Raw genomic sequence first — 24,181 nt, 5'->3', positions numbered from 1 at the left:
GGGCGCCGGTCAGGGGGCCAGGGCTGCGTAGCCGACCGAGTCGTGGATCGCGATGCCGGCGTAGCCGGGCTGGCCGGCGAACGCCGCCCCGATCTGGGCCACCTGCTGCTCGAGCTCGGTGCGCGTCTGGCCGTAGAAGGTCTGCTTCTGGGCCACGGGGTCGTCGCCGAGGTCGTTGGTCTCCTGGCCCACCCGTGCGTGCCTGCCGAGCTCGGTGGCGGCGGTGATGGACGGCGTGGCGAGGGCGATGCTGCCGTCGTCGCCGGCGGCGGTGTCCCGGTAGGCCATCACCGAGACACCGGGCACCCGACGGAGGATCTCGCGGTCGAGGGTCGACGCACCGGCCGGCACCTCGTGCAGCCAGAACGGGACGTCGGCCTCCACCGCAGCCGGCGCCGCAGCCGCGACCAGCGTGTCGAGCGTGCTGAGGTAGCGCTGCACCACCCCGGCCTGGTCGGTCTGCCAGGCGCTGGTCGTGTACGGCTCGATGTCGACGTGCACGCCGGTGAACAGCCCGGTGCCCATGGCGGGCCTGAGCCAGTTGTCGACGACCCAGGTGGGGTTGTCGACCCAGCCGGGGTCGCCGCCCAGGGCGTCGACCCGGATGCCGGCGGTCGCAGCCCGCTGCGAGATCTCCCGCACCTGCGGCAGCACCGACGAGCTGGGCAGCCGCGGCGGCACCGCGACGAAGAGCTGCCCGACGCCAGCCTGTTGCGCCAGCGCCACGGTGGCGGCAGGGGTCGAGGTGTCCCAGACCCACATCGCGCGGGGCGAGGAAGCCGTCTGCGGCGGCGTCGTGGCGGTGGCCCTGGCCGAGGAGGCGGAGTCCCACCCGGTGGCCAACAGGGCGGTGACCGCCAGCAGCGGCACGAGCGCGAGCCTAGCCAGCAGGTGCGCGGGGCGACGCGTCGAGGCGGCGGGGCGGTGGGGCACAGCAGTCCTTCCGGGGAGGTTCGACCTCCATGGTCGCAACCCGTTGACGCCCTCCCTGCCGACTTGGTGAACTCTTTACCCGCCGGTCAGGCCCGCCGGTCAGGCCCTCTGGTCAGGACGGCTGGTCAGGCATCGACGGGCAGCGGTGGACCGACGACCTCGAGGCCGTAGCGGGGTCCCACCTCGTTCCAGCGCGGGATCTCGACCTCCATGGCCAGCCCGTCGTCGCCCGGGAGCCTCCGCTCGGTGGCGGGGATGCCCACCTCGTCGTAGAGGCCGAGCAGTCCTCCCGGCTCGGTGAGGGCGAGCATCTTCAGTGGCTGGTCGCCGGTGACGCGGAAGGCGTGCGGCAGGCCCTGGGGCAGCCAGATGAAGTCGCCGGGAGCGAGGTGGAAGACCTCCTCGCCCGCGCGGTAGGTCATCGTGCCCTCGAGGAGGAAGAAGGCCTCCGCCTCGTGGGTGTGCCGGTGCAGCGGGGTGGCCACGCCGGGCGGTTGGGTCACGAGGGCCACGCCCAGTCGGCCGTCGGACTCCTCGGCCCCGAGCAGGTGCTCGAACAACGAGCCCATCGCCCAGGTAGCGCGCCCGGTGCCGGCCGGTCGGTGGACGGCCGTGGCGGTGGGGGATGACGTGTGCTGACTCATCCTGGCCTCCTTGGGCCAATTCGCCCGAACTCGTTTCGGATGAATATTGCTACAGTAGGTTCCGTGGCAGGCACGGTCAAGACCCGGCGGTACCGCTCCGCGCTTCGCGAGCAGCAGGCCGCGGCGACCCGGACCGCAGTGCTCGCGGCGGCGCGCGAGCTCTTCACCGCGCGCGGGTGGGACGCGACGTCCGTGGCCGACGTGGCGCGTGCGGCCGGCGTCTCCGTCGACACCGTCTACGCCAGCGTCGGGCGCAAGCCCGAGCTCCTGCTCGCCGTGGTCGACATGGTGCTCGGCAGCGCGGAGGAGCCCGTCCCGGCCGAGCAGCGCGACTACGTGCGAGCGGTCCGCGCCGCCGCGACCGCCGAGGACAAGATCGCGGTGTATGCCGCGGCGCTGGGCCGGCTCATGCCGGCCGTCGCCCCGCTGGTCGAGGCGCTCCGTCGCGCGGGGGAGACCGACCCCGGATGTTGCCGGGTGTGGCAGCACCTCGTGGACCGCCGTGCCGCCAACATGCGGCTCTTCGTCGCCGACCTGCGCGCGGCCGGTGGGGTGCGGACCGACCTGCGCCCGTCGGAGCTGGCCGACGTGGTGTGGGCGATGAACAGCCCCGAGTACTTCCTGCTGCTCCGCTCCCGGGGGTGGAGCGCCCGCCGCTACGCGCGCCACCTCGACGACGCCTGGCGCCGGTTGCTCCTCGAGGGGTGAGGCGGCAGCGGCACCTGCCGCGCGGCATACGGGAAATGCGGGTGAGCCGCACCTCGCCGATGCAGCAGACTGGCACCTTGTGGGCCACGTCGACATCAACAGCGTCAGCTTCACCCTCGCCGACGGCAGGCCGCTCCTCAACGACGTGAGCCTGCGCGTCGGCGAGGGCGCGAAGGTCGCGCTCATCGGCCCCAACGGCACCGGCAAGACCACCCTCGGGCGCATCGTCGCCGGCGACCTCGACGCGCACGAGGGTGCGGTCACCCGCTCGGGAGGGTTGGGGGTGATGCGCCAGTTCGTCGGCAAGGTGCGCGACGACTCGACGGTGCGCGACCTGCTCGTCTCCGTGGCCCCGGAGCCGGTGCGTCGTGCGGCTGCGGCCGTCGACCGCACCGAGCTGCGGATGATGGAGCGCGACAGCGAGCAGGACCAGCTCGACTACGCGCAGGCGCTCGTCGACTGGGCCGACGCGGGCGGCTACGACTACGAGACGCTGTGGGACGTCTGCACCGTGGCGGCGCTGGGCGTGCCCTACGAGAAGGCGCAGTGGCGCAAGGTCACCACCCTCTCGGGCGGGGAGCAGAAACGGCTGGTGCTCGAGGCGTTGCTGCGGGGCCCCGAGGAGGTGCTGCTGCTCGACGAGCCCGACAACTACCTCGACGTGCCCGCCAAGCGGTGGCTCGAGGAACGGCTCGTCGAGTCGCCCAAGACGGTGCTCTTCATCAGCCACGACCGTGAGCTGCTCGACCGCGTCGCGACGCGCATCGCGACCCTCGAGCCGGGTGGGGCGGGCTCGACGCTGTGGGTGCACCCCGGGCGGTTCTCGACGTACCACCGGGCCCGCGAGGAGCGGTTCGAGCGGCTCGACGAGCTGCGTCGGCGCTGGGACGAGGAGCACGCCAAGCTCAAGGCCCTCGTGGTGATGTACAAGCAGAAGGCGGCCTACAACTCCGACATGGCCTCGCGGCTCCAGGCGGCCCGCAACCGGCTGGCCCGGTTCGAGGCGGCCGGGCCGCCCGAGGCGCTGCCGTTGAAGCAGAACGTGCGGATGCGCCTGACGGGTGGACGAACGGCCAAGCGGGCCGTCATCGCCGACCGCCTCGAGCTGACCGGCCTCATGAAGCCCTTCGACCTCGAGGTCTGGTACGGCGAGCGGGTCGCGGTGCTCGGCAGCAACGGCTCGGGCAAGTCGCACTTCCTGCGCCTCGTCGCGGCGGGTGGCAGCGACCCCGAGCCCGAGCACCTGCCCGTGGGCGACGTGCGACCGGCTCCGGTCGCGCACACCGGCCGGCTGCGGCTCGGCTCGCGGGTGCGACCGGGCTGGTTCGCCCAGACCCACGAGCACCCCTCGCTGATGGGCCGCACGCTGCTGGAGGTCCTGCACCGCGGCGACGAGCACCGGGCCGGCAAGCCGCGCGACGAGGCGTCCCGGGCCCTCGACCGCTACGGCCTGGCCCGGGCGGGGGAGCAGGCCTTCGACTCGCTGTCGGGCGGCCAGCAGGCACGGTTCCAGATCCTGCTGCTCGAGCTGAGCGGTGCGACCTGCCTGCTCCTCGACGAGCCGACCGACAACCTCGACCTGCACTCGGCCGAGGCGCTCGAGGAGGGCCTGGCGGCCTTCGAGGGAACGGTGCTCGCCGTCACGCACGACCGCTGGTTCGCCCGGGGCTTCGACCGGTTCCTCGTCTTCGGGGCCGACGGCCGGGTCTATGAGGCGGACGAGCCGGTGTGGGACGAGGGGCGCGTCGACCGCGCTCGCTGACGCCCCGCCGAGGTGGACCCCTGCCCCGTGACGCGCCGCGGGGCGTGCGGTGGGGGTCCATCTCGGCGAACGGTGCAGGTCAAGGGACTGCAAAATCTTGCAGCAACTTGCGGCCGGGGTCTGGCGCAACTATGTCACCTGGCTCTAGGGTGACGCGGCAGCCGCTGACGGCTGCGCTCTTCGAGCAGGCTTCGCCCCGGCGACAGCCCGCGCCCAGCCACAGCAAGGGAGCTGTCCGTGGCCGTTCGCCGCCCCGCCCTCGTCGCCCTCGTCAGCGGCCTCGCCGTCGTCGCCTCGGGGCTGACGGTCCCGCTCACCGCCGGGCCCGCCCGGGCCGCAGACCGCACCGCCACCATCGTCGGCTCGTTGCAGGACGAGCTCGGCTGCTCGGGCGACTGGCAGCCCGACTGCGCGCAGACGCGGCTGACCCGCGACGGCGACACCACGGCATACCGGAAGGTCTTCGACGTGCCCGCCGGCTCCTACGAGCTGAAGGTGACCATCAACGGCTCGTGGGACGAGAACTACGGCAAGGACGGCGCCAAGGGCGGAGCCAACATCCCCCTGGTGCTCGAGGGCCCCGCGAAGCTCGAGCTGTCCTACGACGACGCGACGCACCGCATCGGCATCGCACCCGTGCAGCTGTCCGGACCCGCGACGAAGGCCGACAAGGCGCTCGCCGGGAACTCGCTGCGGGCACCGCTGACCAAGGAGCGCTTCTACTTCCTCATGGCCGACCGGTTCGCCAACGGCGACACCGGCAACGACAAGGGCGGCCTCGTCGGCGGCCGCATGGAGACCGGCTTCGACCCCACGGACAAGGGCTTCTACCACGGTGGCGACCTCAAGGGCGTGACCCAGAAGCTCGACTACATCAAGGGTCTCGGCACCAGTGCGATCTGGCTGACGCCGTCGTTCAAGAACCGCCCGGTGCAGGGGGAGGGCGACAACGCCAGCGCCGGCTACCACGGCTACTGGATCACCGACTTCACCCAGATCGACCCCCACCTCGGCACCAACCAGGACATGAAGGCGCTGATCGACGCCGCCCACGCCAAGGGCATGAAGGTCTTCTTCGACATCATCACCAACCACACGGCCGACGTCATCAGCTACGCCGAGAACCAGTACTCCTACCGGCCCAAGGCCGACTACCCGTACAAGGACGCCTCCGGGAAGACCTTCGACGACCGCGACTACGCCGGCAAGGACACCTTCCCGGCGCTCGACGCCAAGACGTCCTTCCCGTACACGCCCGTCTTCCGCAACGACGCCGACCGCACCGCGAAGACGCCGGCCTGGCTGAACGACCCGACGATGTACCACAACCGCGGTGACTCGACCTTCGCCGGTGAGTCGGCCGAGTACGGCGACTTCGTCGGCCTCGACGACCTGTTCACCGAGCGCCCCGAGGTCGTCGACGGCATGGGCAAGATCTACAAGTCGTGGGTCGACCTCGGCATCGACGGCTTCCGCATCGACACCGTCAAGCACGTCAACATGGACTTCTGGAAGAAGTTCAGCCCCGACGTCATGAACCACGCCAAGGCCATCGGCAACAAGGACTTCTTCATGTTCGGCGAGGTCTACGACTCGCGGCCGGAGTTCATGAGCCAGTACACGACGGAGGGCAAGCTGCCCGCCACGCTCGACTTCGGTTTCCAGGCCAGCGCGGTCGACTTCGCCAAGGGCGCGGCCACCACCAAGCTGCGCGACTTCTTCGCCGGCGACGACTGGTACACCGACACCGACTCCAACGTCTACGAGACGCCGACCTTCCTCGGCAACCACGACATGGGCCGGGTGGCGATGATGCTGGGCAAGTCCGCCAGCGGCGACGAGCTCATGCAGCGCACGAAGCTCGCCAACAGCCTCATGTACCTCACCCGCGGCCAGCCGGTCGTCTACTACGGCGACGAGCAGGGCTTCATGGGCGCCGGTGGCGACAAGGACGCCCGGCAGGACATGTTCGCGACCAAGACCCAGCAGTATGCCGACGAGCCGGTCCTCGGCGGCCCGTCCGGTTCGCGTGACCGCTACGACACGAACGCGCCTCTCTACCAGCAGATCTCGAAGCTCGCGAAGGTGCGCGCGGCGAACCCCGGCCTGACCGACGGCGCCCAGGTGCACCGGTACGCCAGCGACGGCCCCGGCATCTACGCATTCTCCCGGGTCGACCGGGCGAGCGGCACGGAGTACCTCGTCGTCGCCAACAACGCGACGACCACGAAGAAGGCGACCTTCTCGACCTTCAGCGACAAGCAGCGGTTCCAGCCGGTCTACGGCGCCGGTGAGGGCGTGACGTCCGGCAAGGACAGCCGGGTCACGGTCAGCGTCCCGGCCCTGTCGGTGCAGGTCTTCAAGGCCACCTCCGGGTTCGCCAAGCGCGACGCCGCGCCGGCCGCATACCTCACCTCGCCCCAGCCGGGTGCGGTCGTGGGCGGCCGTGCGGAGATCGGTGCCGCCATCACCGAGAACACCTTCGCGCAGACGACCTTCCTCTACCGCCCGGTCGGCACCACCGGCTGGAAGACCATCGGCACCGACGACAGCGCGCCGTACCGCGTCTACCAGGACGTCTCCGGCATCGCCAAGGGCACGCTGCTCGAGTACCGCGCGCTCGTCAAGGACAGCAGCGGCAACATCTCGGCCACCTCCTCCTACGGCGTCGTCGGTGACGCAGCCGCGGGCTCCAGCGGAGGCGACGGCGGCGGTGTCGGGCCGGTCGTGCAGCCGGCGAACGTCAGCGTCCCGGGCGACCACAACTCCGAGATGGGCTGTGCCGGTGACTGGGCGCCCGACTGCGACCAGGCACAGCTGACGCTCGACGCGAAGGACCAGATCTGGAAGGGCACCTACACCCTGCCGGCAGCCCCGCACGCCTACAAGGCCGCGATCAACAAGTCGTGGGACGAGAACTACGGTGCGGGCGGCCAGCCGGGCGGCTCGAACATCGAGTACACCGCCCCCGGCACCCCGGTGACCTTCTACTACGACCACTCGACGCACTGGGTGACCTCCGACGCGCAGGGCCCGATCATCACCGCGCCCGGCTCCTTCCAGAGCGAGCTCGGCTGCCCCGGCGACTGGGACCCCTCCTGCATGCGCCCGTGGATGCAGGACCCCGACGGTGACGGCACCTACACCTGGTCGACCAACCAGATCCCTGCCGGCTCCTACGAGTTCAAGATCGCGCACGGCCTGAACTGGAACGAGAACTACGGTGACGGCGGCGCGGCCGGCGGCTCCAACATCTCGCTGTCCGTGCCGTCCGACGGCGTCGTCGTGACGCTCTCGTATGTCCTCGCCACCCACCAGGTGACGGCCAAGGTCTCCAAGCCCGGCGCCGCGCCGGACCTGAAGAAGGCCAAGGCGTTCTGGGTCGAGCCGGGCCTGCTGGCCTGGCCGGCGAACGGCGTGCCCGCAGGGGCCAACCCGGCGCTGCTGCACTGGCGCCTGCACTGGTCGCCCGACGGTGGCCTGGCCGTCGACGCCGAGGCGGTCACCGGCGGCTCGGTCGCCGACCTGGCCTACGACGCCGCCGGCCTGCCCGGCTCGGTCACCTCGGCCCATCCCGAGCTGAAGGGCTACCTCGCCCTCCGGCTGTCTGACAAGACCGCTCGCAAGGCGGGCGACATCCTGCGCGGCCAGGTCGCGGTCGCGATGTACGACAACAACGGTGCGCTGCTCGACGCCACCGGCGTCCAGACCGCCTACGTCCTCGACAGCCTGTATGCCGCCAAGGCCGCCACCCGCACCTACGGCGCCACGTTCGACGGTGGCCAGCCGGCATACCGGGTGTGGGCGCCGACGGCGGCGAAGGTCGCCGTCCTGACCTGGCCGGCCGGCTCGGCGGCGGACGCCCCGGTGTCGCAGGCGAAGCGCATGCCGATGGAGCGCGCCGGCGACGGCTCCTGGTCGGCGGCGGCGGGCGAGCGCAACGCCCGCTACCTCTACGAGGTGACGGTGTTCGCGCCCACCACCGGCCAGGTCGAGACCAACCTCGTCACCGACCCGTACTCGACGGCGCTGACGCTGAACTCGACCCGGTCGGTCGCGGTCGACCTGCGGGACAAGACGTTCCAGCCACAGCTGTGGCGCACGGCGGCGTCGCCGAAGCTCGCGCAGGACGTCGACTCGACCATCTACGAGCTGCACGTGCGCGACTTCTCGGTGGGCGACAAGACGGTCAGCGCCGAGAACCGGGGCTCCTACCTGGCGTTCGCGGAGAACGGTGACGGCACCAAGCACCTCAAGGCGCTCGCCGACGCCGGTCTGAACACCGTGCACCTGCTGCCGACCTTCGACATCGCCTCGATCGAGGAGGACCCGGCCAAGCAGGCCAAGCCCGACTGCGACCTGGCCTCGTACCCGGCCGACAGCGAGGAGCAGCAGGCGTGCGTCGACAAGGTGCGCGAGAAGGACGCCTTCAACTGGGGCTACGACCCGTGGCACTTCATGGCGCCGGAGGGCTCCTACACCTCGACCCCCGCCGAGGCCGACGGCGGCAGGCGGGTCGCCGAGTTCCGCACCATGGTCGGCGGTCTGCACCGTGACGGCCTGCGCGTGGTGCTCGACCAGGTGTTCAACCACACCGCCGCCTCGGGCCAGGACGCGAAGTCGGTGCTCGACAAGATCGTGCCCGGCTACTACCACCGCCTGAACGCCACCGGCGCCGTCGAGACCAGCACCTGCTGCCAGAACGTCGCCACGGAGCACGCCATGGCGCAGAAGCTGATGGTCGACGCCGTGGTGCTGTGGGCGCGCGACTACAAGGTCGACGGCTTCCGGTTCGACCTCATGGGCCACCACTCGCGCGACAACATGCTGGCGGTCCGGCACGCGCTCGACGCGCTCACCCTGACGAAGGACGGCGTCGACGGGAAGTCCATCTACCTCTACGGCGAGGGCTGGAACTTCGGTGAGGTGGCGAACAACGCCCGCTTCACGCAGGCGACCCAGGGCCAGCTCGGCGGCACCGGCATCGGGTCGTTCTCCGACCGGCTGCGCGACGCCGTCCGCGGCGGCGGACCCTTCGACGACGACCCGCGCAAGCAGGGCTTCGGCAGCGGTGAGGCGACCGCCCCCAACGGTGCGCCGATCAACGACGGGGCCGCGGCCTCGCTGAAGCACGACACCGACCTGGTGGAGCTCGGACTGGCCGGCAACCTGCGCTCGTTCGCCTTCCGCAGCAACGAGTCCGGCGACGTCCAGCGGGGCGACCAGCTGAAGTACGGCGACGCCCCGGCCGGCTACGCCGACCAGCCCGACGAGGTCATCAGCTATGTCGACGCCCACGACAACGAGACGCTGTTCGACAGCCTGACCTACAAGCTGCCCCAGGCCACCACCATGGCCGACCGGGTGCGGATGAACACCGTCTCGCTGGCCACCACGGCGCTGTCGCAGACCCCGTCGTTCTGGCACGCGGGCGCAGACCTGCTGCGCTCGAAGTCGCTGGACCGCAACAGCTACGACAGTGGCGACTGGTTCAACACCCTCGACTGGACCGGCAAGGACAACGGCTTCGGGCACGGGCTGCCGCTCAAGGGCGACAACGGCGGCAAGTGGTCCTACATGAAGCCGCTGCTCGGGAACCCTGCGCTGAAGCCGGGCGCCTCCGACGTGCAGAGCGCGAGCGCCCAGGCGCAGGACCTCCTGCGGCTGCGGTTCTCCTCGCCGCTGTTCCGCCTCGGGACGGCGGATGCGATCAACGCCAAGGTCTCGTTCCCGGCGAGCGGCACCGCCGACGCGCACCAGGGCGTCATCGCCATGCGCGTCGACGACACCAAGGGCACCGACGCGGACCCGGCGCTCAAGGGCCTCGTGGTGGTGTTCAACGCCTCCGCCGAGCCGGTGAACCAGAAGGTGCCGGGCCTCGCGGGAGCTGCCCTGTCGCTCTCGCCGGTGCAGGCGAACGGCTCCGACCCGGTGGTCAAGACCTCCGGGTGGGACGCTGCCAGCGGATCGGCCACCGTGCCGGCACGCACCGTGGCGGTGTTCGTCCAGCACTGAGCCACCAGGGCACCCACGCCGAGCTGGGCCCCGTCACCGACACGTCGAGGCGTGCGGTGACGGGGCCCAGCCCCGTGAGAGGGGTCAGGGCTGGATGCCGAGGACGACCTTGCGCAGCAGGGTGTTGAGCTGGACCTGCTCGCGGTCGCTGAGGACCCCGAGGGTCGCCTTCTCCTGGACCAGGGCGAGCTCGAGCGCCTTCTTCCAGACCGCGCGGCCGGCCGGCGTGGGTCGGACCAGGATCCGGCGCCGGTCGAGGGGGTCGCTCTCCCGGGTGACGTAGCCCAGCTCGAGCAGGCGGTCCAGCCGTGAGGTCATCGCCGCCCGCGTGACGTGGGACGCCTCGGCGAGCTGTGCCGGGGTGGTCTCGGCCGGTTCAGGCTGGATGAGGAGCGTGTGCAGGGTGTCGTACTCGGAGGGCGCGAGGCCCATCTCCCCGAACGCTGCCGTGTTGGCGCGCTTGATGTGCCGGTTGATCGCCCCCATGCGGACGATCGCTCCCTCCACCTCGGGGTCGAAGCCGTCGAAGGTCCGTCGCCACCGGTCGACGTGCTGGTCGACCCAGTCCCGCTGCTGTGCCATGCCGCCATCCTCGCAGGTGTGCACACCGTCTGAAAATCAACTGGCTAATAGTTAGACGGTTAACTACTATGGTCCACCATGACCAGCACCCCTGCACCCGCCGGTTTCCGGCTCCTCGCCACCGGTCAGGGCCTCTCGTGGTTCGGCGACGCGTTCGGGCCGATCGCCCTGGCCGTCGCCGTGGTGGCCGGGGGAGGCAGTGCCACCGAGCTCGGCCTCGTCCTGGCGGTGACCATGGCTGCCCGGCTCGCCTGCACCCTCGTGGGTGGTGTGTGGGCCGACCGGGTCGCGCCCGCACGGATCATGGTCGTCAGCGACCTCGTCCGGGCCGCGAGCACCCTCGGGACCGCGGCCTACTTCGCCACCGGGCAGGACCGTCCGCTCGCGCTCTGCGCACTCGCTGCGGCCACTGGGGGAGCGGCGGCGTTCTTCGGACCCGCGTTCACCTCGCTGCGGCCGCTGTTGGTGCCCGCCTCGCGCCGCCATGCCGCGAATGCCACCCTCAACATCCTCCAGAACGGTGCCTTCATCGCAGGGCCCGCGAGCGCAGGGGTCTTCGTCGCGTGGGCCGGGGCGCCGTGGGCGTTCGTCCTCAACGCCGTGTCGTTCCTCGTCTCCGCCGCGACCGTCGCCGCGATCCGCGTCGACGCGCTCCGTGCCGACCGCACGGGGATGCTCGCCGAGCTGCGCGAGGGGTGGCGCGAGGTGACCAGCCGCAGCTGGCTGCTGGCCGGGCTGCTCGCCGCCACGGCATACCACGCAGCCTTCGGTGCCGTCGTGGTCCTCGTCGACGTCATCGCCGTCCGCGACCTTGGTGGACCCACCTCGCTCGGCTGGATCTCGGCCGCCTCGGGTGCCGGTGGGCTGCTCGGCGGCGTGGTGGCGCTGCGCCTGCCGCCCTCGCGGCCGCTGCTCGTCGGCTGGCCCTGCGTCGCCCTGATGGCGGTGTATGCCGCGGCGTTCGCCTGGCCGGGCACGCTGCCGGCCGTGGTGGTGGCCGGCGCGGTCGGGTTCGGCGGGCTGATGTACTTCTCGGTCTGCTGGGACACCGCGCTGCAGGACGGCGTGCCGCACAGGGTGCTCGCGCGCGTGGCGTCGTGGGACATCCTCACGTCGTTCGTCGCGATCCCCGCGGGCAACGCGCTCGCCGGCCCGCTGGCCCACGCGGTCGGCGCGGGCCGGGTGATCCTGACCGCAGCAGTGGTGATGGCGCTCGCGTCGTTCGCGCCGATGCTGGTGCGCGGGTCGCGCGACCTCGTTCGGGCCGGGGCGGAGCCGGCCCCGGCTCCCGTCGGTGTGGCGATCAGCCCGTGAGCACGACTCCGGTGCCGTCCAGCGTGGCCCGGAACCCGCCGTCGGTCACCTCGACGTGGGTGAGCCGCATGCCCGCCGGGAGCCCCTGGACGGTGTGACGGATCGTCACCAGGCGGCGGACGGTCGCGGACAGGGCCGCGTCGAGCACCTCGGGTCCGCCAAGGTCGACCGTCTCGGGTTCGATGACGAGCTGGCCGCCGACCGCCCGGACGGTGCCGGTCGCACGCACCTGCACCTGGCGACCGAGCAGGGTCGTGGTCCGGCGCACGCCAGCCTTCCCGCCGCCCGCGGCATACAGCTGGACCCCGCGGCCGACCTGGCGAGCCGCGGCGTCGAACGGGAGGGTCGCCACGAGGCGGAGGGTGCCGGCGCGCAGGCCGCTGCTGGTCATGCGCACGTCCTGGCCGGTGGCGTGCACGTCACGGAAGCCGCCGTCGGAGGTCAGCACCGCGGAGGAGTCGAGGACGACTGCCTGCAGCCAGGTCTCGCCGCGCCGCAGGTCCGTCGGCGGCGAGGGCAGCGGGCGCGACGTGGCGCCCGGCTGCGGCGGGACCCCGGCCGCCCCGGGGCGGCCGGGGTCAGCGGCGACGAGCACGACCGCGGCCAGGCCGACCACGACGGCGAGCACCCCGGTGACGAGGCCGAGGAGGAAGGTGCGCACGCCGGTCACACCATGTACTGGTCGTGGCGGCTGTACAGCTCGGTCCACTCCTCGGGGCTGAGGGTGCGCTCGCCCCTGGCCACCTCGGCGACCGCCTCGAAGTAGGACTCCCGCGGTGCTCCCGGTGCGAAGTGCAGCAGCATCGAGACCGGCTCGCCCGACTCGTTGCGGAAGCCGTGGATGCCGCCGGGCGGCACGTGCGCGAACTCGCCCTCCCGCAGGTCGCGCCAGCCGGTGCCGTCGTGGAGGCGCAGCGTGCCCCGCAGGACGAAGAACGACTCGGCCATGGTCTTGTGGAAGTGCGGGTCCGGGCCGCTGCGCGCCGCGCTCATCTCGTAGCGGTACAGCCCGAAGAGGCCGCCCGTCGTGGCGCCGGTGGCGAGGTAGTGCACCTGCGTGTTGACGCCCTGCAGCTCGGGCGCGGCGTCGGCGGGCCGCAGCCAGGCACTGGCCTCGCCCGTGTCGCTGCGGTAGATCGGGGGCGGGTAGCTCATGGGCCCCAGTCTGCCGTGGCCGGCGCGTGGCTCTCAGGCGTGGCTGTCAGGCGTGGCTGTCAGGCGTGGCTGTCCGACGTCGCTCGCAGGTGGGGCTCCCGGGTCCGGCGGTAGGGAGGACGGTCCGCCGCCGGAACCGGGAGGGCTTGAGGGGAGTCGTCAGGCGACGACCGGCTGCGCCTCGACCGCGGCCTCGGGGAGGGCACGCTCCTGGCGGACGGCCGGGAGGTAGAGGGCCGCGCCGAGGATGCTGAACGCGCCGGCGACGATGATGGCCAGCGCCGTCGACGTCTGCTCCGCCAACGGGCCGAGGACCAGCAGGGCCAGGCTGAAGGTGCCGCCGGCGACCATCGAGTTCATCGAGAGCACCGTCGCCCGGTTGGTGGGCGTGGCCTGGCGGTGGAGCAGCGTGGCGTGCGCCGGGCCGGCGAACCCGTGCAGCGTGTAGGTGATGAGGAACGCCGTCACGAGGCCGACCGGACCGCCCATGAGTCCCATGACCACGATGAACACGCCCTGCAGCACCCGGGCGGCCACCGCCGTCCACGCCACGCCGATGCGCCGGGTCGACAGCCCGGCCGCGGCCGAGCCGGCGGCGAACAGGCCCCACGCCGCCGCGGAGACCGGGCCGAGGATCGCGCCCGCACGGTCCTCGCCACCCACGAGCTCGGCGAGCCGGATGGGGTGGAAGGTCTCGAAGGCGATCATCCCGACGCTCCAGAACACCTCCACGAGCACCAGCGTGAGCAGCACCCGTGAGGAGCCGAGGAGCCGTATGCCGTCCGCCACGGTGCGGGGGGCCTCCTTCGCCGAGCGCATGGCGCGGCGGAACCCGGTGGCGTCGACGTGGGTGCGCGGCTCCTTCATGAGGACGGCGATGGCGACCAGGTGGACGACGCCCAGGGCGAGAGCGACATAGGCCGGCAGCTCGATGGCCGTGACGGCGCTGACCGGGTGCCAGGCGATGAGCCCACCGGAGACCAGCGCACCGGCGGCGATGGCCACGCCGAGGGCGGTGCCGGCCGCAGCGAGGGCCTTCTCCACCGGCACGGTCGGGTCGTCGGCGTGGGCGGTGTCGACGTACCACGCCTCCAGGGGACCGGAGTCGAGGGCGCGGAAGACGCCCTGCAGCGCGAGCGCCGCGAAGAACACCCAGAACGTGTGCGCCGCCAGGAAGAGCCCCCACGACGCCAGGTTCACCACGGCCGAGGCGACCAGCACCGGCCGCCGGCCGAGCGCGTCGGCGAACCCGCCGGTCGGCAGCTCCAGGGCGAGGACGACGAAACCCTGCGCCGAGAAGATGACGCCCAGCTGGGCCACGCTCATGCCGCGCTGGAGGGCGATCAGGGTGAGGATGCCGATCACCAGGCCCACCGGGAACCAGCGGGTCACGGTGAGCAGCAGGAAGACCCGTCGGGCGGCGGCCGCCGAGAGCGGCGCAGGGGTGTGGCTCATGGCTGCTCCTTCGTCCTGGAGGCCCTGCCCCGGGGTGCGCTGTCCGCCCGGGGGGCACGGTCGAGGTCGATGGGGTAGGCGACCGAGTAGACGGCGACACGGCGGGCCTCCGGGTTGCCCTGCCCCACCCGGCGGTAGCGGGCGAGGACCTCGTCGACCTCGGCCTTGAGCTGTTGGAGCTGTTCGGGGGTGGCGATGACGAAGGAGTCGCTCATGCCGGCGGCGTCGCGCCAGGCCATCGGCCAGGCCTGCTCGACGTCGAGCCACCGCTCGAACTGCTCGGCGAGGTGGCGGATGTAGTCACGGACCAGCCAGTTGAGCGCGGTCTCGGAGTCCTCGTCACCGGCGAAGTCGCTCGGGTCGAAGGAGTGGAAGTCGGTGGCCGCCCGCCACAGGCGGCGCTTGCCCTCGCCCTCGCCGGTGTCGGCGACGAGGCCGACCGACTCCAGCTTGCGCAGGTGGTACGAGGTCGCGCCCGAGTTGGTGCCCAGCGTGGCTGCCAGGGCGGTCGCGGTGGCGGGGCCTCCCCGGCGGAGGGTGCTCAGCAGGCGCGAACGCAGGGGATGGGCCAGGACCCGCAGGGCCGCCGCGTCGAGCCGGATGCCGGTGAAGCCGGCGTCGTCGGTGGTGCTCATACGTGCACAATACCTGTGCACACTCTCTTTGCACAAGATTTGTGCACAAACATTGTGCTTGTGCATCGCCGCAGGTCAGCGGGGGTTTCCTGGCCGACGTGGTGCGATTTGGGCGAGTGGTCCGCCACCCGTAAACTTGAGCACTGTTGTGTCGCGCGCCCTCCAGGGCGACATCAGCGCCCTCGGGAGCACGCGGCATACGCACCCAGTGAAGAACCGAACGTAAGGTAAGACACTTTGCGCACCTACACACCGAAGCCGGCCGAGGTCACTCGCACCTGGCACGTGATCGACGCGACGGACGTCGTGCTGGGCCGCCTCGCGAGCCAGGTCGCCGTTCTCCTGCGCGGCAAGCACAAGACGACCTTCGCGCCCCACGTCGACGGTGGTGACTTCGTCATCGTCATCAACGCCGAGAAGGTCGCCCTCACCGGCGCCAAGCTCGAGCAGAAGAAGGCCTACCGCCACTCGGGCTTCCCGGGCGGCCTGAAGAGCACCTCCTACACCGAGCTGCTGGCCAAGAGCCCGGCCAAGGCCGTGGAGAAGGCCGTGCGCGGCATGCTGCCGCACACCACCCTCGGGCGCGAGCAGCTGACCCACCTGAAGGTCTACGCCGGCCCCGAGCACCCGCACGCTGCGCAGAAGCCGCAGCCCTTCGAGATCTCACAGGTCGCGCAGTAAGTCCGCCAAGGACCTGTGCAGAAAGCGAATTGAGGATATTTCGTGGCTGACACCACTGAGAACATCGACGCCCAGGGCGACGACGTCGAGCTGACCGAGTACACCTCCGAGTCCGAGGGCCCCGTCTCCGGCGAGCAGACCCGCCGCCCGAGCGCCTCGGCCCCGGGCGCCGCCACCGGTCGACGCAAGCAGGCCATCGCCCGCGTGCGCATCGTCCCCGGCACCGGCGAGTGGAAGATCAACGGGCGCACGCTCGAGGACTACTTCCCGAACAAGGTCCACCAGCAGCTCGTCAACGAGCCCCTCAAGGTGCTCGAGCTCGACGGCGCCTACGACGTGCTCGTGCGCGTGCACGGTGGTGGCCCCTCCGGCCAGGCCGGTGCGGTCCGCCTCGGCGTGGCGCGCTCGCTCAACGGCGTGGACGAGGAGCTGAACCGTCCGACGCTGAAGAAGGCCGGCTTCCTGACCCGCGACGCCCGCGTCCCGGAGCGCAAGAAGGCTGGTCTCAAGAAGGCCCGCAAGGCCCCGCAGTACTCCAAGCGCTGATCCCGGCTGGCGCCGGTCTCACCGCTCGGCTCCACAAGCGCTGGTCCTCGATCCGCGCCTGCCGATGGCGGCACCCGGAAGTGTCGGGTGCCGCCATCGGCGTTTTCGGGAGTAGGTTGCGTCGGACGCGCCTGCTCACGAGGGCGGCGGTCACTCCTGCCGGGTGTGCCGCGTGCCCCTGACCGCGAAAGGTTCCCCCTTCATGGCACGACTCTTCGGCACTGACGGCGTCCGCGGCCTCGCGAACGTCGACATCACCCCGGAGCTCGCCCTGAGCCTCTCAGTGGCAGCAGCGCACGTCCTCGGGGACGCCTCGCTCGCCCAGGGCCGCCGCCCCAAGGCCGTGGTCGGGCGCGACCCGCGCGCGTCGGGTGAGTTCCTCTCCGCCGCGGTCGTGGCCGGCCTGGCCTCCGCCGGGGTCGACGTCTACGACGCCGGCGTGCTGCCCACCCCGGCAGTCGCCTACCTGACTGCCGACACCCACGCCGACTTCGGCGTCATGCTGTCGGCCTCGCACAACGCGATGCCCGACAACGGCATCAAGTTCTTCGCCGCGGGTGGCCACAAGCTGCCCGACGAGGTCGAGGACGAGATCGCCGCCCGGCTCGACCAGGAGTGGACCCGGCCCACCGGTGCCAACGTCGGTCGCGTGCACCAGATGCGTGACGGCCACACCCGCTACATCAGCCACCTGCTGACCGTGCTGCCGAACCGCCTCGACGGCCTGAAGGTCGTCATCGACGGGGCACACGGCGCCGCCAGCCAGGTCTCGCCGGAGGTGTTCCGCCTCGCCGGCGCCACGGTCCACGAGATCGGCACCGAGCCCGACGGGCTCAACATCAACGACGGCTACGGCTCGACCCACCTCGAGCACCTCCAGGAGGCCGTCGTCGCACGGGGTGCCGACCTCGGTATCGCCCACGACGGCGACGCCGACCGGTGCCTCGCAGTCGACGCCGACGGCGTGGAGGTGGACGGCGACCAGATCATGGCGATCCTCGCGCTCGCCATGAAGGACCGCGGAACGCTCGCCAAGGACACCCTCGTCACCACGGTGATGAGCAACCTCGGGCTGCTGCAGGCCATGGAGCGCGAGGGTGTCTCCGTCGTGCAGACCGGCGTGGGCGACCGCTACGTGCTCGAGGAGATGCGTCGTTCCGAGCTCTCCCTCGGCGGCGAGCAGTCCGGACACGTCATCTTCCTCGACCACGGCACCACCGGCGACGGTGTGCTCACCGGCCTGATGCTGGCCGCTCGCGTCGCCGACACGCAGCGGAGCCTCGCCGAGCTCGCCGGGGTGATGACCCGCCTCCCGCAGGTGCTCGTCAACGTCAAGGGCGTCGACAAGTCGCGCGTCGAGACCGACGAGGAGCTGCAGATGGCCGTCAAGGCCGAGGAGGCCGCCCTCGCGGGCTCGGGCCGCGTGCTGCTGCGCAAGTCGGGCACCGAGCCCGTGGTCCGGGTCATGGTCGAGGCCGCCGAGCAGGAGCAGGCCCAGGCGGTGGCGGACCGTCTCGTCGAGGTCGTCCGCGCCCGTCTCTCGCTGCAGTAGGGACCGCACGCCCGCGCCCGCGCGGCCGTCGAGGAGCCCACGCGGCCTACGCACTGGTGCGTATGGCGCCCGGTGCCCTGCCGCCGCGACGCTTGTCCTGGTCCCGATGCAGGGGGATCAGGTCTGGTCAGCGGTCGGGGGACCTGAGCAGACCTCGACGCTGGGCGCTGAGGACCGCTGAGAGGCGGTCCACAGCGCCCAGCTTGCGGTAGAGGTGCTCCTGGTGCTTGTGCACCGTGCGGGGCGAGATGGCCAGACGCGTCGCGATGCCCTCGACGGTGTGGCCCTGGGCGACGAGGTCGAGCACCACCCGCTCCCTCGGTGTGAGCGGCACCCCGAGCGGGTCGGGGGCGCCGTCGCCACGCGCGCGGGCTTCGCGGAGCAGCCGCACGTGCGCGTCCAGGCCTGCCACCAGCGACTGCAGCGTGGCGGCGCGCTCGACGTCGTCGTCGAGGTAGGGATCCTCGCTGACCAGGGCGTAGGCGTCACGGGCACCGTGGGGGTTCGCCGCGAGCGGGATGGTCATCTGGTGCTCGGTGAAGCCGAGATCCTCCATCAGCGCGGAGACCACCTCGGGCAGCTCCCAGCCCCAGCCGAGCACCTGGGCCATGGTCGTCGGTGCAGACGTGCGGGTGGTGGCGTTGTAGGCGTACAGCGGGTGGGCCTGCGCGCCGGTCTCGACGACCGACTCCCAGGTGCCGGTGTCCTCCCAGGGGGTCGGCGGGTACACCGCGACCTCGTCGAGGTGGACGACGGGCTTGGTGACCGCGCGCACCGTCAGGTACGCGTGGCCCCACGAGCACAGCCCCTCGGCGAGCATCACCTCGGCGACCTGGGGGTCGGGCTCGCCGAGGACGTCGGCCGACAGAGCCAGCCAGCGCTGCACGTCGTCCATGGCTCCTCCCGGGTGGTCAGGTCACCAAGGGTAGGCCGGTCACGCGCCCGCCGGGAGGGGTTCACCGGCTCGATCGGCCCGGGGGGAGCGATTCACGGGCAGGCACGGTTTCGTCGGGCCCAACCCGCGACTGGGCGCCCCGCAGGCGGGGTTCCCGGTCGTCCCTGTCGCGGACGGCGGGCCGTCAGCCGATCGGCTCGAGCAGGCCCGTGTCGACGTCGTAGACGAAGCCACCCACGGCCACGGAGTCGGGGACGAGCGGGTGCGAGCGCACCTTCGCGAGGTCCTGCCGCAGGGCCTCGACCTGGTCCTCGACCACGCCGAACGGCTGCCAGGAGGCATCCTGCCCGGCTTTCCTGCCGACCTCCTCGTGCAGCTGCTCCTCGGTGTGGGTGGCCATCGCGCACCGGGTGTGGGGTATGACGAGGATCCGGTTGACGCCCAGGAGGTGTACCCCGAGCACGAGGGCCTCGAGTGCCTGTGGGGTGATGCGGCCGCCTGGGTTGCGGAAGATCTTGGCGTCACCCGGCTTGAGCCCGAGCATGCCCAGCGGGTCGATGCGCGAGTCCATGCAGGTGACGATCGCGACGCCCGCGTGGGCGACGCCGTCGAACCCGCTCAGGGTGAAGCTCTCGGCGAACTTGCGGTTCGCCTCGAGAAGGTCGTCGAACGCACTGGTGTCCATTGCTGTCCTCCTGTCAGAGCAGGCCCGGTCGCCTGCCGATGCTCATGGCCATGGGCTTGGCCGTCTCGGCGAAGAAGTCGTTGCCCTTGTCGTCCACGACGATGAACGCCGGGAAGTCCTCGACCTCGATCTTCCAGACCGCCTCCATGCCGAGCTCGGGGTACTCGATCACGTCGACGGACTTGATGCAGTCCTGCGCCAGGCGGGCGGCCGGGCCGCCGATGGAGCCGAGGTAGAAGCCACCGTGCGCCTGGCAGGCGTCGGTGACCTGCTTGCTCCGGTTGCCCTTGGCCAGCATGACCATCGAGCCGCCGGCGGCCTGGAACTGGTCGACGTAGCTGTCCATCCGGCCGGCGGTGGTGGGGCCGAACGAGCCGGACGCGTATCCCTCGGGCGTCTTGGCGGGGCCGGCGTAGTAGACCGCGTGGTCCTTGAGGTAGTGCGGCATCTCCTCGCCGGCGTCGAGGCGCTCCTTGATCTTGGCGTGGGCGATGTCGCGCGCCACCACGAGCGGGCCGGAGAGCGACAGACGGGTCTTCACCGGGTACTTCGACAGCTCGGCGCGGATCTCGTCCATGGGACGGTTGAGGTCGATGCGCACGACGTCGTCGGAGACGGCCTCGCCCTCGGCAGCCTCGAGGTGCTCCTCGGTGGTCTCGGGGAGGAATCGAGCCGGGTCGCGCTCGAGCTGCTCGAGGAAGACACCCTCCGGGGTGATCTTCCCGAGCACCTGGCGGTCGGCCGAGCAGGAGACGGCGATGGCGACGGGCAGGGAGGCCCCGTGCCGGGGGAGGCGCACCACGCGGACGTCGTGGCAGAAGTACTTGCCGCCGAACTGGGCGCCGATACCGAAGTCGCGGGTCAGCTCGAGCACGCGCTCCTCGAGCTCGGTGTCGCGGAAGCCGCGGCCGGTCTCGGCCGAGCCGGTGGTGGGCAACTCGTCGAGGTACTTCGCCGACGCGTACTTGGCTGTCTTCAGGGCGAACTCGGCGCTCGTGCCGCCGATGACGATGGCCAGGTGGTACGGCGGGCAGGCGGCGGTGCCGAGCGAGCGCAGCTTCTCGTCGAGGAAGGCGATCATCCGCTCGGGGTTCAGGATCGCCTTGGTCTCCTGGTAGAGGAACGACTTGTTCGCGCTGCCGCCGCCCTTGGCCATGAAGAGGAACTTGTAGGTGTTCTCGTGGCCCGGCGCGGTGTCGGCGTACAGCTCGATCTGCGCGGGGAGGTTGGAGCCGGTGTTCTTCTCCTCCCACGTCGTGACCGGGGCCATCTGGGAGTAGCGCAGGTTCAGCTTGGTGTAGGCGTCGTAGACACCCTGGGCGACGGCCGCCTCGTCGGTGCCCTCGGTCAGCACGTGCTGGCCGCGCTTGCCCATGACGATCGCCGTGCCGGTGTCTTGGCACATCGGCAGCACACCGCCGGCGGCGATGTTGGCGTTCTTGAGCAGGTCGAGCGCGACGAACTTGTCGTTGTTGGAGGCCTCGGGGTCGTCGATGATCCGCCGCAGCTGGGCGAGGTGGGCCGGACGAAGGTAGTGCGCGATGTCGTGCATGGCCTCGGCCGTCAGGGTGCGCAGCGCCTCCGGCGACACCTCGAGGAACGTTCGGCCGCCCGGGCCCTCCACCGTGCGCACACCCTCGGTGGTGAGGAGGCGGTAGTCGGTCTGGTCAGGACCGGTCGGCAGCAGGTCTTCGTAGACGAACTCGGCCATGGGCAGGTGTGCTCCTCAGGGACGCGGCGGACTCGGGGTCACTCTACGACCGGCGCCGTGGCGCCCCGCGGGCGCCTCCACGCAGTGGTATGCCGCGGGGCCGGCGCGGCCCCGCGGCTCCCCGGTTGCGCGACGCCACGGGGGCAACGGTGGCCGGCCGCGGGTGGCCGTCGAAGGTGACCGGCTGCGGCATACCTCTCAGAGCTCGTCGAGGCTGGGCGCGTAGGCGCCGGCTCGCGCGACGGTGGCGGCCGCGCAGGCCAGCGCCCGGTCGATGGCGGGCCGCACGCCGGCCAGCGTGGCGTCGGCCAGCCGCTTGCGGCCCTCTGCGCCGGTCAGGCCGGCCGAGGCCAGCCCGGAGAGCAGCCCGGCCATGAAGGAGTCACCCGCGCCGACGGTGTCGACGACCGCCTGCGCCAGGGTGGGGGCGGACGCGACCTCGCCGGTGGTGCTGAGACCGAAGACGACGCCGTCGGGCCCGCGCGTCACCACGACGAGGGCGGGGCCGAGCGCTCCCCAGCGGCGCAGCACGTCGGAGACCGCCGAGCCGGGGTAGAGCAGCAGCAGGTCGTCCTCGCTGGCCTTGACGACGTCGGAGAGGGCGACCAGCTCCTCGACGTGGCCACGGACGACGTCGAGGTCGCCCATGATGTCGGGCCGGATGTTGGGGTCGTAGGAGACCGTGGCCTGCTCGTGGGCGTCGCGCAGGGCCGCCGCCACCGAGCGCGCGCCCGGCTCGAGGATGGCCGCGATGGAGCCCGTGTGGACGTGGGTCGTGCCGGCCGGGACCTCGACGTGGGGGAGGTCCCAGTGCAGGTCGAAGGTGTACTCGGCGGCCCCAGCCGCGTCGAGGTGGGCCTCCGCCACCGACGTCGACTGTTCCCCGACGGTGGTGCTCAGGAGCGAGACGCCGTGCCGGGTCAGGTGGTCGGCGATGCGGGTGCCGCGGGCGTCCGGACCTAGACGGGTGGCGAAGTCGACCCGCTGGTCGAGCCGGGCCAGGCCGACGGCCACGTTGGCGGGGCTGCCGCCCACGTGCTCGACGACGTCGCCGTCGGCGTCGCGGACACGGTCGATGAGGGCCTCGCCGACGACGAGGACGCGGTCGTTCCCCGCGTCACCGGTGACAGCGTGCTCGTCCACGGCCGGGTCGCTCACGCCTGGCCCGCCGCGGTGTTGCGCTCGAAGTCGATCGAGCTGTAGGCCCGCAGCTTGGCCAGCTGGTGGTGGCTCTCGATCAGGCGGATCGTGCCCGACTTCGAGCGCATGACGAGGGAGTGGGTGGTAATGCTCCCGGCGCGGTAGCGGACGCCCCGGAGCAGCTCGCCGTCGGTGATGCCGGTGGCGACGAAGAAGCAGTTCTCGCTGGTGACGAGGTCGTTGGTCGAGAGCACGGCGTCGAGGTCGTGACCGGCGTCGAGGGCGCGCTGGCGCTCGTCGTCGTCCTTGGGCCACAGGCGGCCCTGGATGACACCGCCGAGGCACTTGATCGCGCAGGCGGTGATGATGCCCTCCGGGGTGCCGCCGATGCCGAGGAGCAGGTCGATGCCGGTGTCGTCGCGGGCGGCCATGATCGCGCCGGCCACGTCGCCGTCCGAGATGAAGCGGAGCCGGGCGCCGGCTTCGCGCACCTGGCGCGCGACGTCCGCGTGCCGGGGGCGGTCGAGCATGACGACCGTGACGTCCTCGGGGCTCTCGCGCTTGGCCTTGGCGATGCGGCGGATGTTCTCCTTCACCGGGAGACGGATGTCGACCACGTCGGCGGCCTCGGGCCCGGTGACCAGCTTGTCCATGTAGAAGACGGCGCTCGGGTCGTACATCGAGCCCCGCTCGGACACGGCGAGCACCGAGACGGCGTTGGACATGCCCTTGGCGGTCAGGGTGGTGCCGTCGATGGGGTCGACCGCGACGTCGCACTCCGGGCCGTTGCCGTCGCCGACCTGCTCCCCGTTGTAGAGCATGGGGGCGTCGTCCTTCTCACCCTCGCCGATGACGACGACACCCTTCATCGACACCGTCGAGATCAGCGTTCGCATGGCCTCCACGGCCGCGCCGTCGGCGCCGTTCTTGTCGCCGCGGCCGACCCACCGGCCGCCGGCCATCGCCGCGGCCTCGGTGACCCGGACCAGCTCCAGGGCGAGGTTGCGGTCCGGCGCCTCCCCACCGACGCGGAGGGCACTGGGGAGGGTGTCTTCGGGCATGCGGCATTCCTTCACGCGGCAGCGGGTGATGCGCCCGACTCTAGCGGGGTGGGGCGGTTCGCGCGGAGAGGTGACCGTCAGGGACCATATGGGGGTGAGCACGTCGCCCCGCAGTTCCTACGCCTCCGGCTCGGTGTCCAACATGGCCCGTTCCCTGCTGGTGGTGGCTGCCCTCGTGGCGCTGCTCATCGCCATCGTGCCGCGGGTCAGCACCATCTCGCAGCCGCCCGTCGACGTGGGCGCGGCCGCCGTCGGCGTGGCCCGGGAGAGCGGCTGGGGCATCTCGCAGCCGGTCGGCCTGCCCGAGGGGTGGAAGGCCACCAGCGTCCGCTACGTCCGCAGCACCGACGGGCTGCAGACCTGGCATGCCGGCTACACCGCCCCCAGCGGCAACTACGTCGCGCTCGAGCAGACCAAGGGCGCCACCAGCGGGTGGATCGAGGCGCAGACCAACCGCGCCAAGCGCACCGGTGAGGTGCAGGCGGCCGAGCGGACCTGGACGACGTTCGAGCGCACCCCCAAGGTGCAGCGCAGCCTCTTGGACACCCGGAAGACCGCCGACGGGCTGACCACCCTCATCACCGGCACGGGTACGTTCGACGAGCTGAAGGCCTTCGCGGAGAAGCTCCAGGTCGTCAAGCCGACGAGCTAGTCGCCCGGGCTCGGCACTCCTCGGCTGGTCACAGTTCCGCCGGTCACTCCTCGGC

General features: G+C 71.6%; 20 protein-coding genes. 8 read left to right on the top strand and 12 right to left on the bottom strand.

From position 1 onward, the window contains the following. Positions 1-9: 9 nt before the first annotated feature. Both BMW78_RS03365 and BMW78_RS03360 read right to left on the bottom strand, forming a co-directional pair. Positions 10-933 (bottom strand): hypothetical protein, encoded by a 924-nt coding sequence (locus BMW78_RS03365; RefSeq protein ID WP_091756321.1) that lies wholly within the window; start codon positions 931-933, stop codon positions 10-12. A 125-nt stretch (positions 934-1,058) separates the two neighbouring features. After that, positions 1,059-1,577, bottom strand: coding sequence for a dimethylsulfonioproprionate lyase family protein (locus BMW78_RS03360; protein ID WP_091756319.1), 519 nt, complete (start codon positions 1,575-1,577; stop codon positions 1,059-1,061). Positions 1,578-1,640: 63 nt separating this feature from the next. Here BMW78_RS03360 and BMW78_RS03355 point away from each other — a divergent pair, with 63 nt between their 5' ends. The 3 genes from BMW78_RS03355 to pulA all read left to right on the top strand — a co-directional run bounded on the left by BMW78_RS03355 (position 1,641) and on the right by pulA (position 10,062). Next, positions 1,641-2,285: a TetR/AcrR family transcriptional regulator gene (locus tag BMW78_RS03355; RefSeq protein ID WP_245735629.1), complete on the top strand. Its 645-nt coding sequence runs from the start codon at positions 1,641-1,643 to the stop codon at positions 2,283-2,285. Positions 2,286-2,364: 79 nt separating this feature from the next. Next, the gene (locus BMW78_RS03350; protein WP_091756316.1) at positions 2,365-4,047 is read left to right on the top strand and encodes an ABC-F family ATP-binding cassette domain-containing protein; all 1,683 of its coding nucleotides are present in this window, start codon (positions 2,365-2,367) and stop codon (positions 4,045-4,047) included. A 237-nt stretch (positions 4,048-4,284) separates the two neighbouring features. Next, a complete protein-coding gene (gene pulA / locus BMW78_RS03345; RefSeq protein WP_091756314.1) occupies positions 4,285-10,062 on the top strand; it encodes a pullulanase-type alpha-1,6-glucosidase in 5,778 nt (1,925 codons plus the stop codon). Between the two features lie 84 nt (positions 10,063-10,146). Here the strand turns inward: pulA and BMW78_RS03340 are convergent, their stop codons facing one another. Then, positions 10,147-10,644, bottom strand: coding sequence for a MarR family winged helix-turn-helix transcriptional regulator (locus BMW78_RS03340; RefSeq protein ID WP_091756312.1), 498 nt, complete (start codon positions 10,642-10,644; stop codon positions 10,147-10,149). Positions 10,645-10,722: 78 nt separating this feature from the next. Between BMW78_RS03340 and BMW78_RS03335 the strand changes: the two genes are divergently transcribed. Next, entirely contained in the window at positions 10,723-11,958 is a 1,236-nt protein-coding gene (locus tag BMW78_RS03335) for an MFS transporter (protein WP_091756310.1), read from the top strand. On the opposite strand, the gene BMW78_RS03330 is transcribed toward BMW78_RS03335, so the two are convergent. The 4 genes from BMW78_RS03330 to BMW78_RS03315 form a co-directional block, all read right to left on the bottom strand. Further along, positions 11,948-12,619, bottom strand: a complete 672-nt coding sequence (locus BMW78_RS03330) for an LmeA family phospholipid-binding protein (RefSeq protein ID WP_177180248.1) — start codon at positions 12,617-12,619, stop codon at positions 11,948-11,950. The two genes, BMW78_RS03335 and BMW78_RS03330, sit on opposite strands and share 11 nt — an antisense overlap. Before the next feature lie 5 nt (positions 12,620-12,624). Beyond that, the gene (locus tag BMW78_RS03325) at positions 12,625-13,113 is read right to left on the bottom strand and encodes a cupin domain-containing protein (RefSeq protein WP_091756306.1); all 489 of its coding nucleotides are present in this window, start codon (positions 13,111-13,113) and stop codon (positions 12,625-12,627) included. Between the two features lie 159 nt (positions 13,114-13,272). Next, entirely contained in the window at positions 13,273-14,568 is a 1,296-nt protein-coding gene (locus BMW78_RS03320) for an MFS transporter (RefSeq protein ID WP_091756304.1), read from the bottom strand. After that, positions 14,565-15,203: a helix-turn-helix domain-containing protein gene (locus tag BMW78_RS03315; protein ID WP_091756303.1), complete on the bottom strand. Its 639-nt coding sequence runs from the start codon at positions 15,201-15,203 to the stop codon at positions 14,565-14,567. The genes BMW78_RS03320 and BMW78_RS03315 overlap by 4 nt, the downstream gene beginning before the upstream one ends. A gap of 237 nt (positions 15,204-15,440) precedes the next feature. Between BMW78_RS03315 and rplM the strand changes: the two genes are divergently transcribed. From rplM to glmM, 3 genes are all read left to right on the top strand, one after another. Further along, positions 15,441-15,884: a 50S ribosomal protein L13 gene (gene rplM, locus BMW78_RS03310; RefSeq protein ID WP_091756301.1), complete on the top strand. Its 444-nt coding sequence runs from the start codon at positions 15,441-15,443 to the stop codon at positions 15,882-15,884. Positions 15,885-15,926: 42 nt separating this feature from the next. Further along, positions 15,927-16,430 carry a 30S ribosomal protein S9 gene (gene rpsI, locus BMW78_RS03305; protein ID WP_091756300.1) on the top strand — a complete coding sequence of 168 codons (504 nt, stop codon included), beginning with the start codon at positions 15,927-15,929 and terminating at the stop codon, positions 16,428-16,430. Between the two features lie 202 nt (positions 16,431-16,632). Continuing rightward, positions 16,633-17,982 carry a phosphoglucosamine mutase gene (gene glmM, locus BMW78_RS03300; protein ID WP_091756298.1) on the top strand — a complete coding sequence of 450 codons (1,350 nt, stop codon included), beginning with the start codon at positions 16,633-16,635 and terminating at the stop codon, positions 17,980-17,982. 127 nt (positions 17,983-18,109) lie between these two features. Here glmM and BMW78_RS03295 read toward each other — a convergent pair whose 3' ends face one another. The 5 genes from BMW78_RS03295 to glpX form a co-directional block, all read right to left on the bottom strand. Continuing rightward, positions 18,110-18,877 (bottom strand): helix-turn-helix transcriptional regulator, encoded by a 768-nt coding sequence (locus BMW78_RS03295; RefSeq protein ID WP_091756297.1) that lies wholly within the window; start codon positions 18,875-18,877, stop codon positions 18,110-18,112. Between the two features lie 184 nt (positions 18,878-19,061). Beyond that, entirely contained in the window at positions 19,062-19,562 is a 501-nt protein-coding gene (locus BMW78_RS03290) for a beta-class carbonic anhydrase (RefSeq protein ID WP_091756295.1), read from the bottom strand. Between the two features lie 13 nt (positions 19,563-19,575). Further along, on the bottom strand, positions 19,576-21,273 hold the full coding sequence (locus tag BMW78_RS03285) for a fumarate hydratase (RefSeq protein WP_091756294.1): 1,698 nt from the start codon (positions 21,271-21,273) through the stop codon (positions 19,576-19,578). Positions 21,274-21,471: 198 nt separating this feature from the next. Then, entirely contained in the window at positions 21,472-22,416 is a 945-nt protein-coding gene (locus BMW78_RS03280; RefSeq protein WP_091756571.1) for a carbohydrate kinase family protein, read from the bottom strand. Positions 22,417-22,427: 11 nt separating this feature from the next. Then, positions 22,428-23,474, bottom strand: a complete 1,047-nt coding sequence (gene glpX / locus BMW78_RS03275) for a class II fructose-bisphosphatase (protein WP_091756292.1) — start codon at positions 23,472-23,474, stop codon at positions 22,428-22,430. Positions 23,475-23,568: 94 nt separating this feature from the next. Between glpX and BMW78_RS03270 the strand changes: the two genes are divergently transcribed. Further along, complete coding sequence (locus BMW78_RS03270; protein WP_245735628.1) at positions 23,569-24,126, top strand: DUF4245 domain-containing protein; 558 nt, start codon at positions 23,569-23,571, stop codon at positions 24,124-24,126. Positions 24,127-24,181 lie beyond the last annotated feature (55 nt).

It is taken from the genome of Pedococcus cremeus, assembly GCF_900111375.1.
GTDB lineage: Bacteria > Actinomycetota > Actinomycetes > Actinomycetales > Dermatophilaceae > Pedococcus_A > Pedococcus_A cremeus.
Note: the sequence above shows the minus strand (reverse complement) of the source record. Positions and strands in the feature narration are given on the sequence as shown.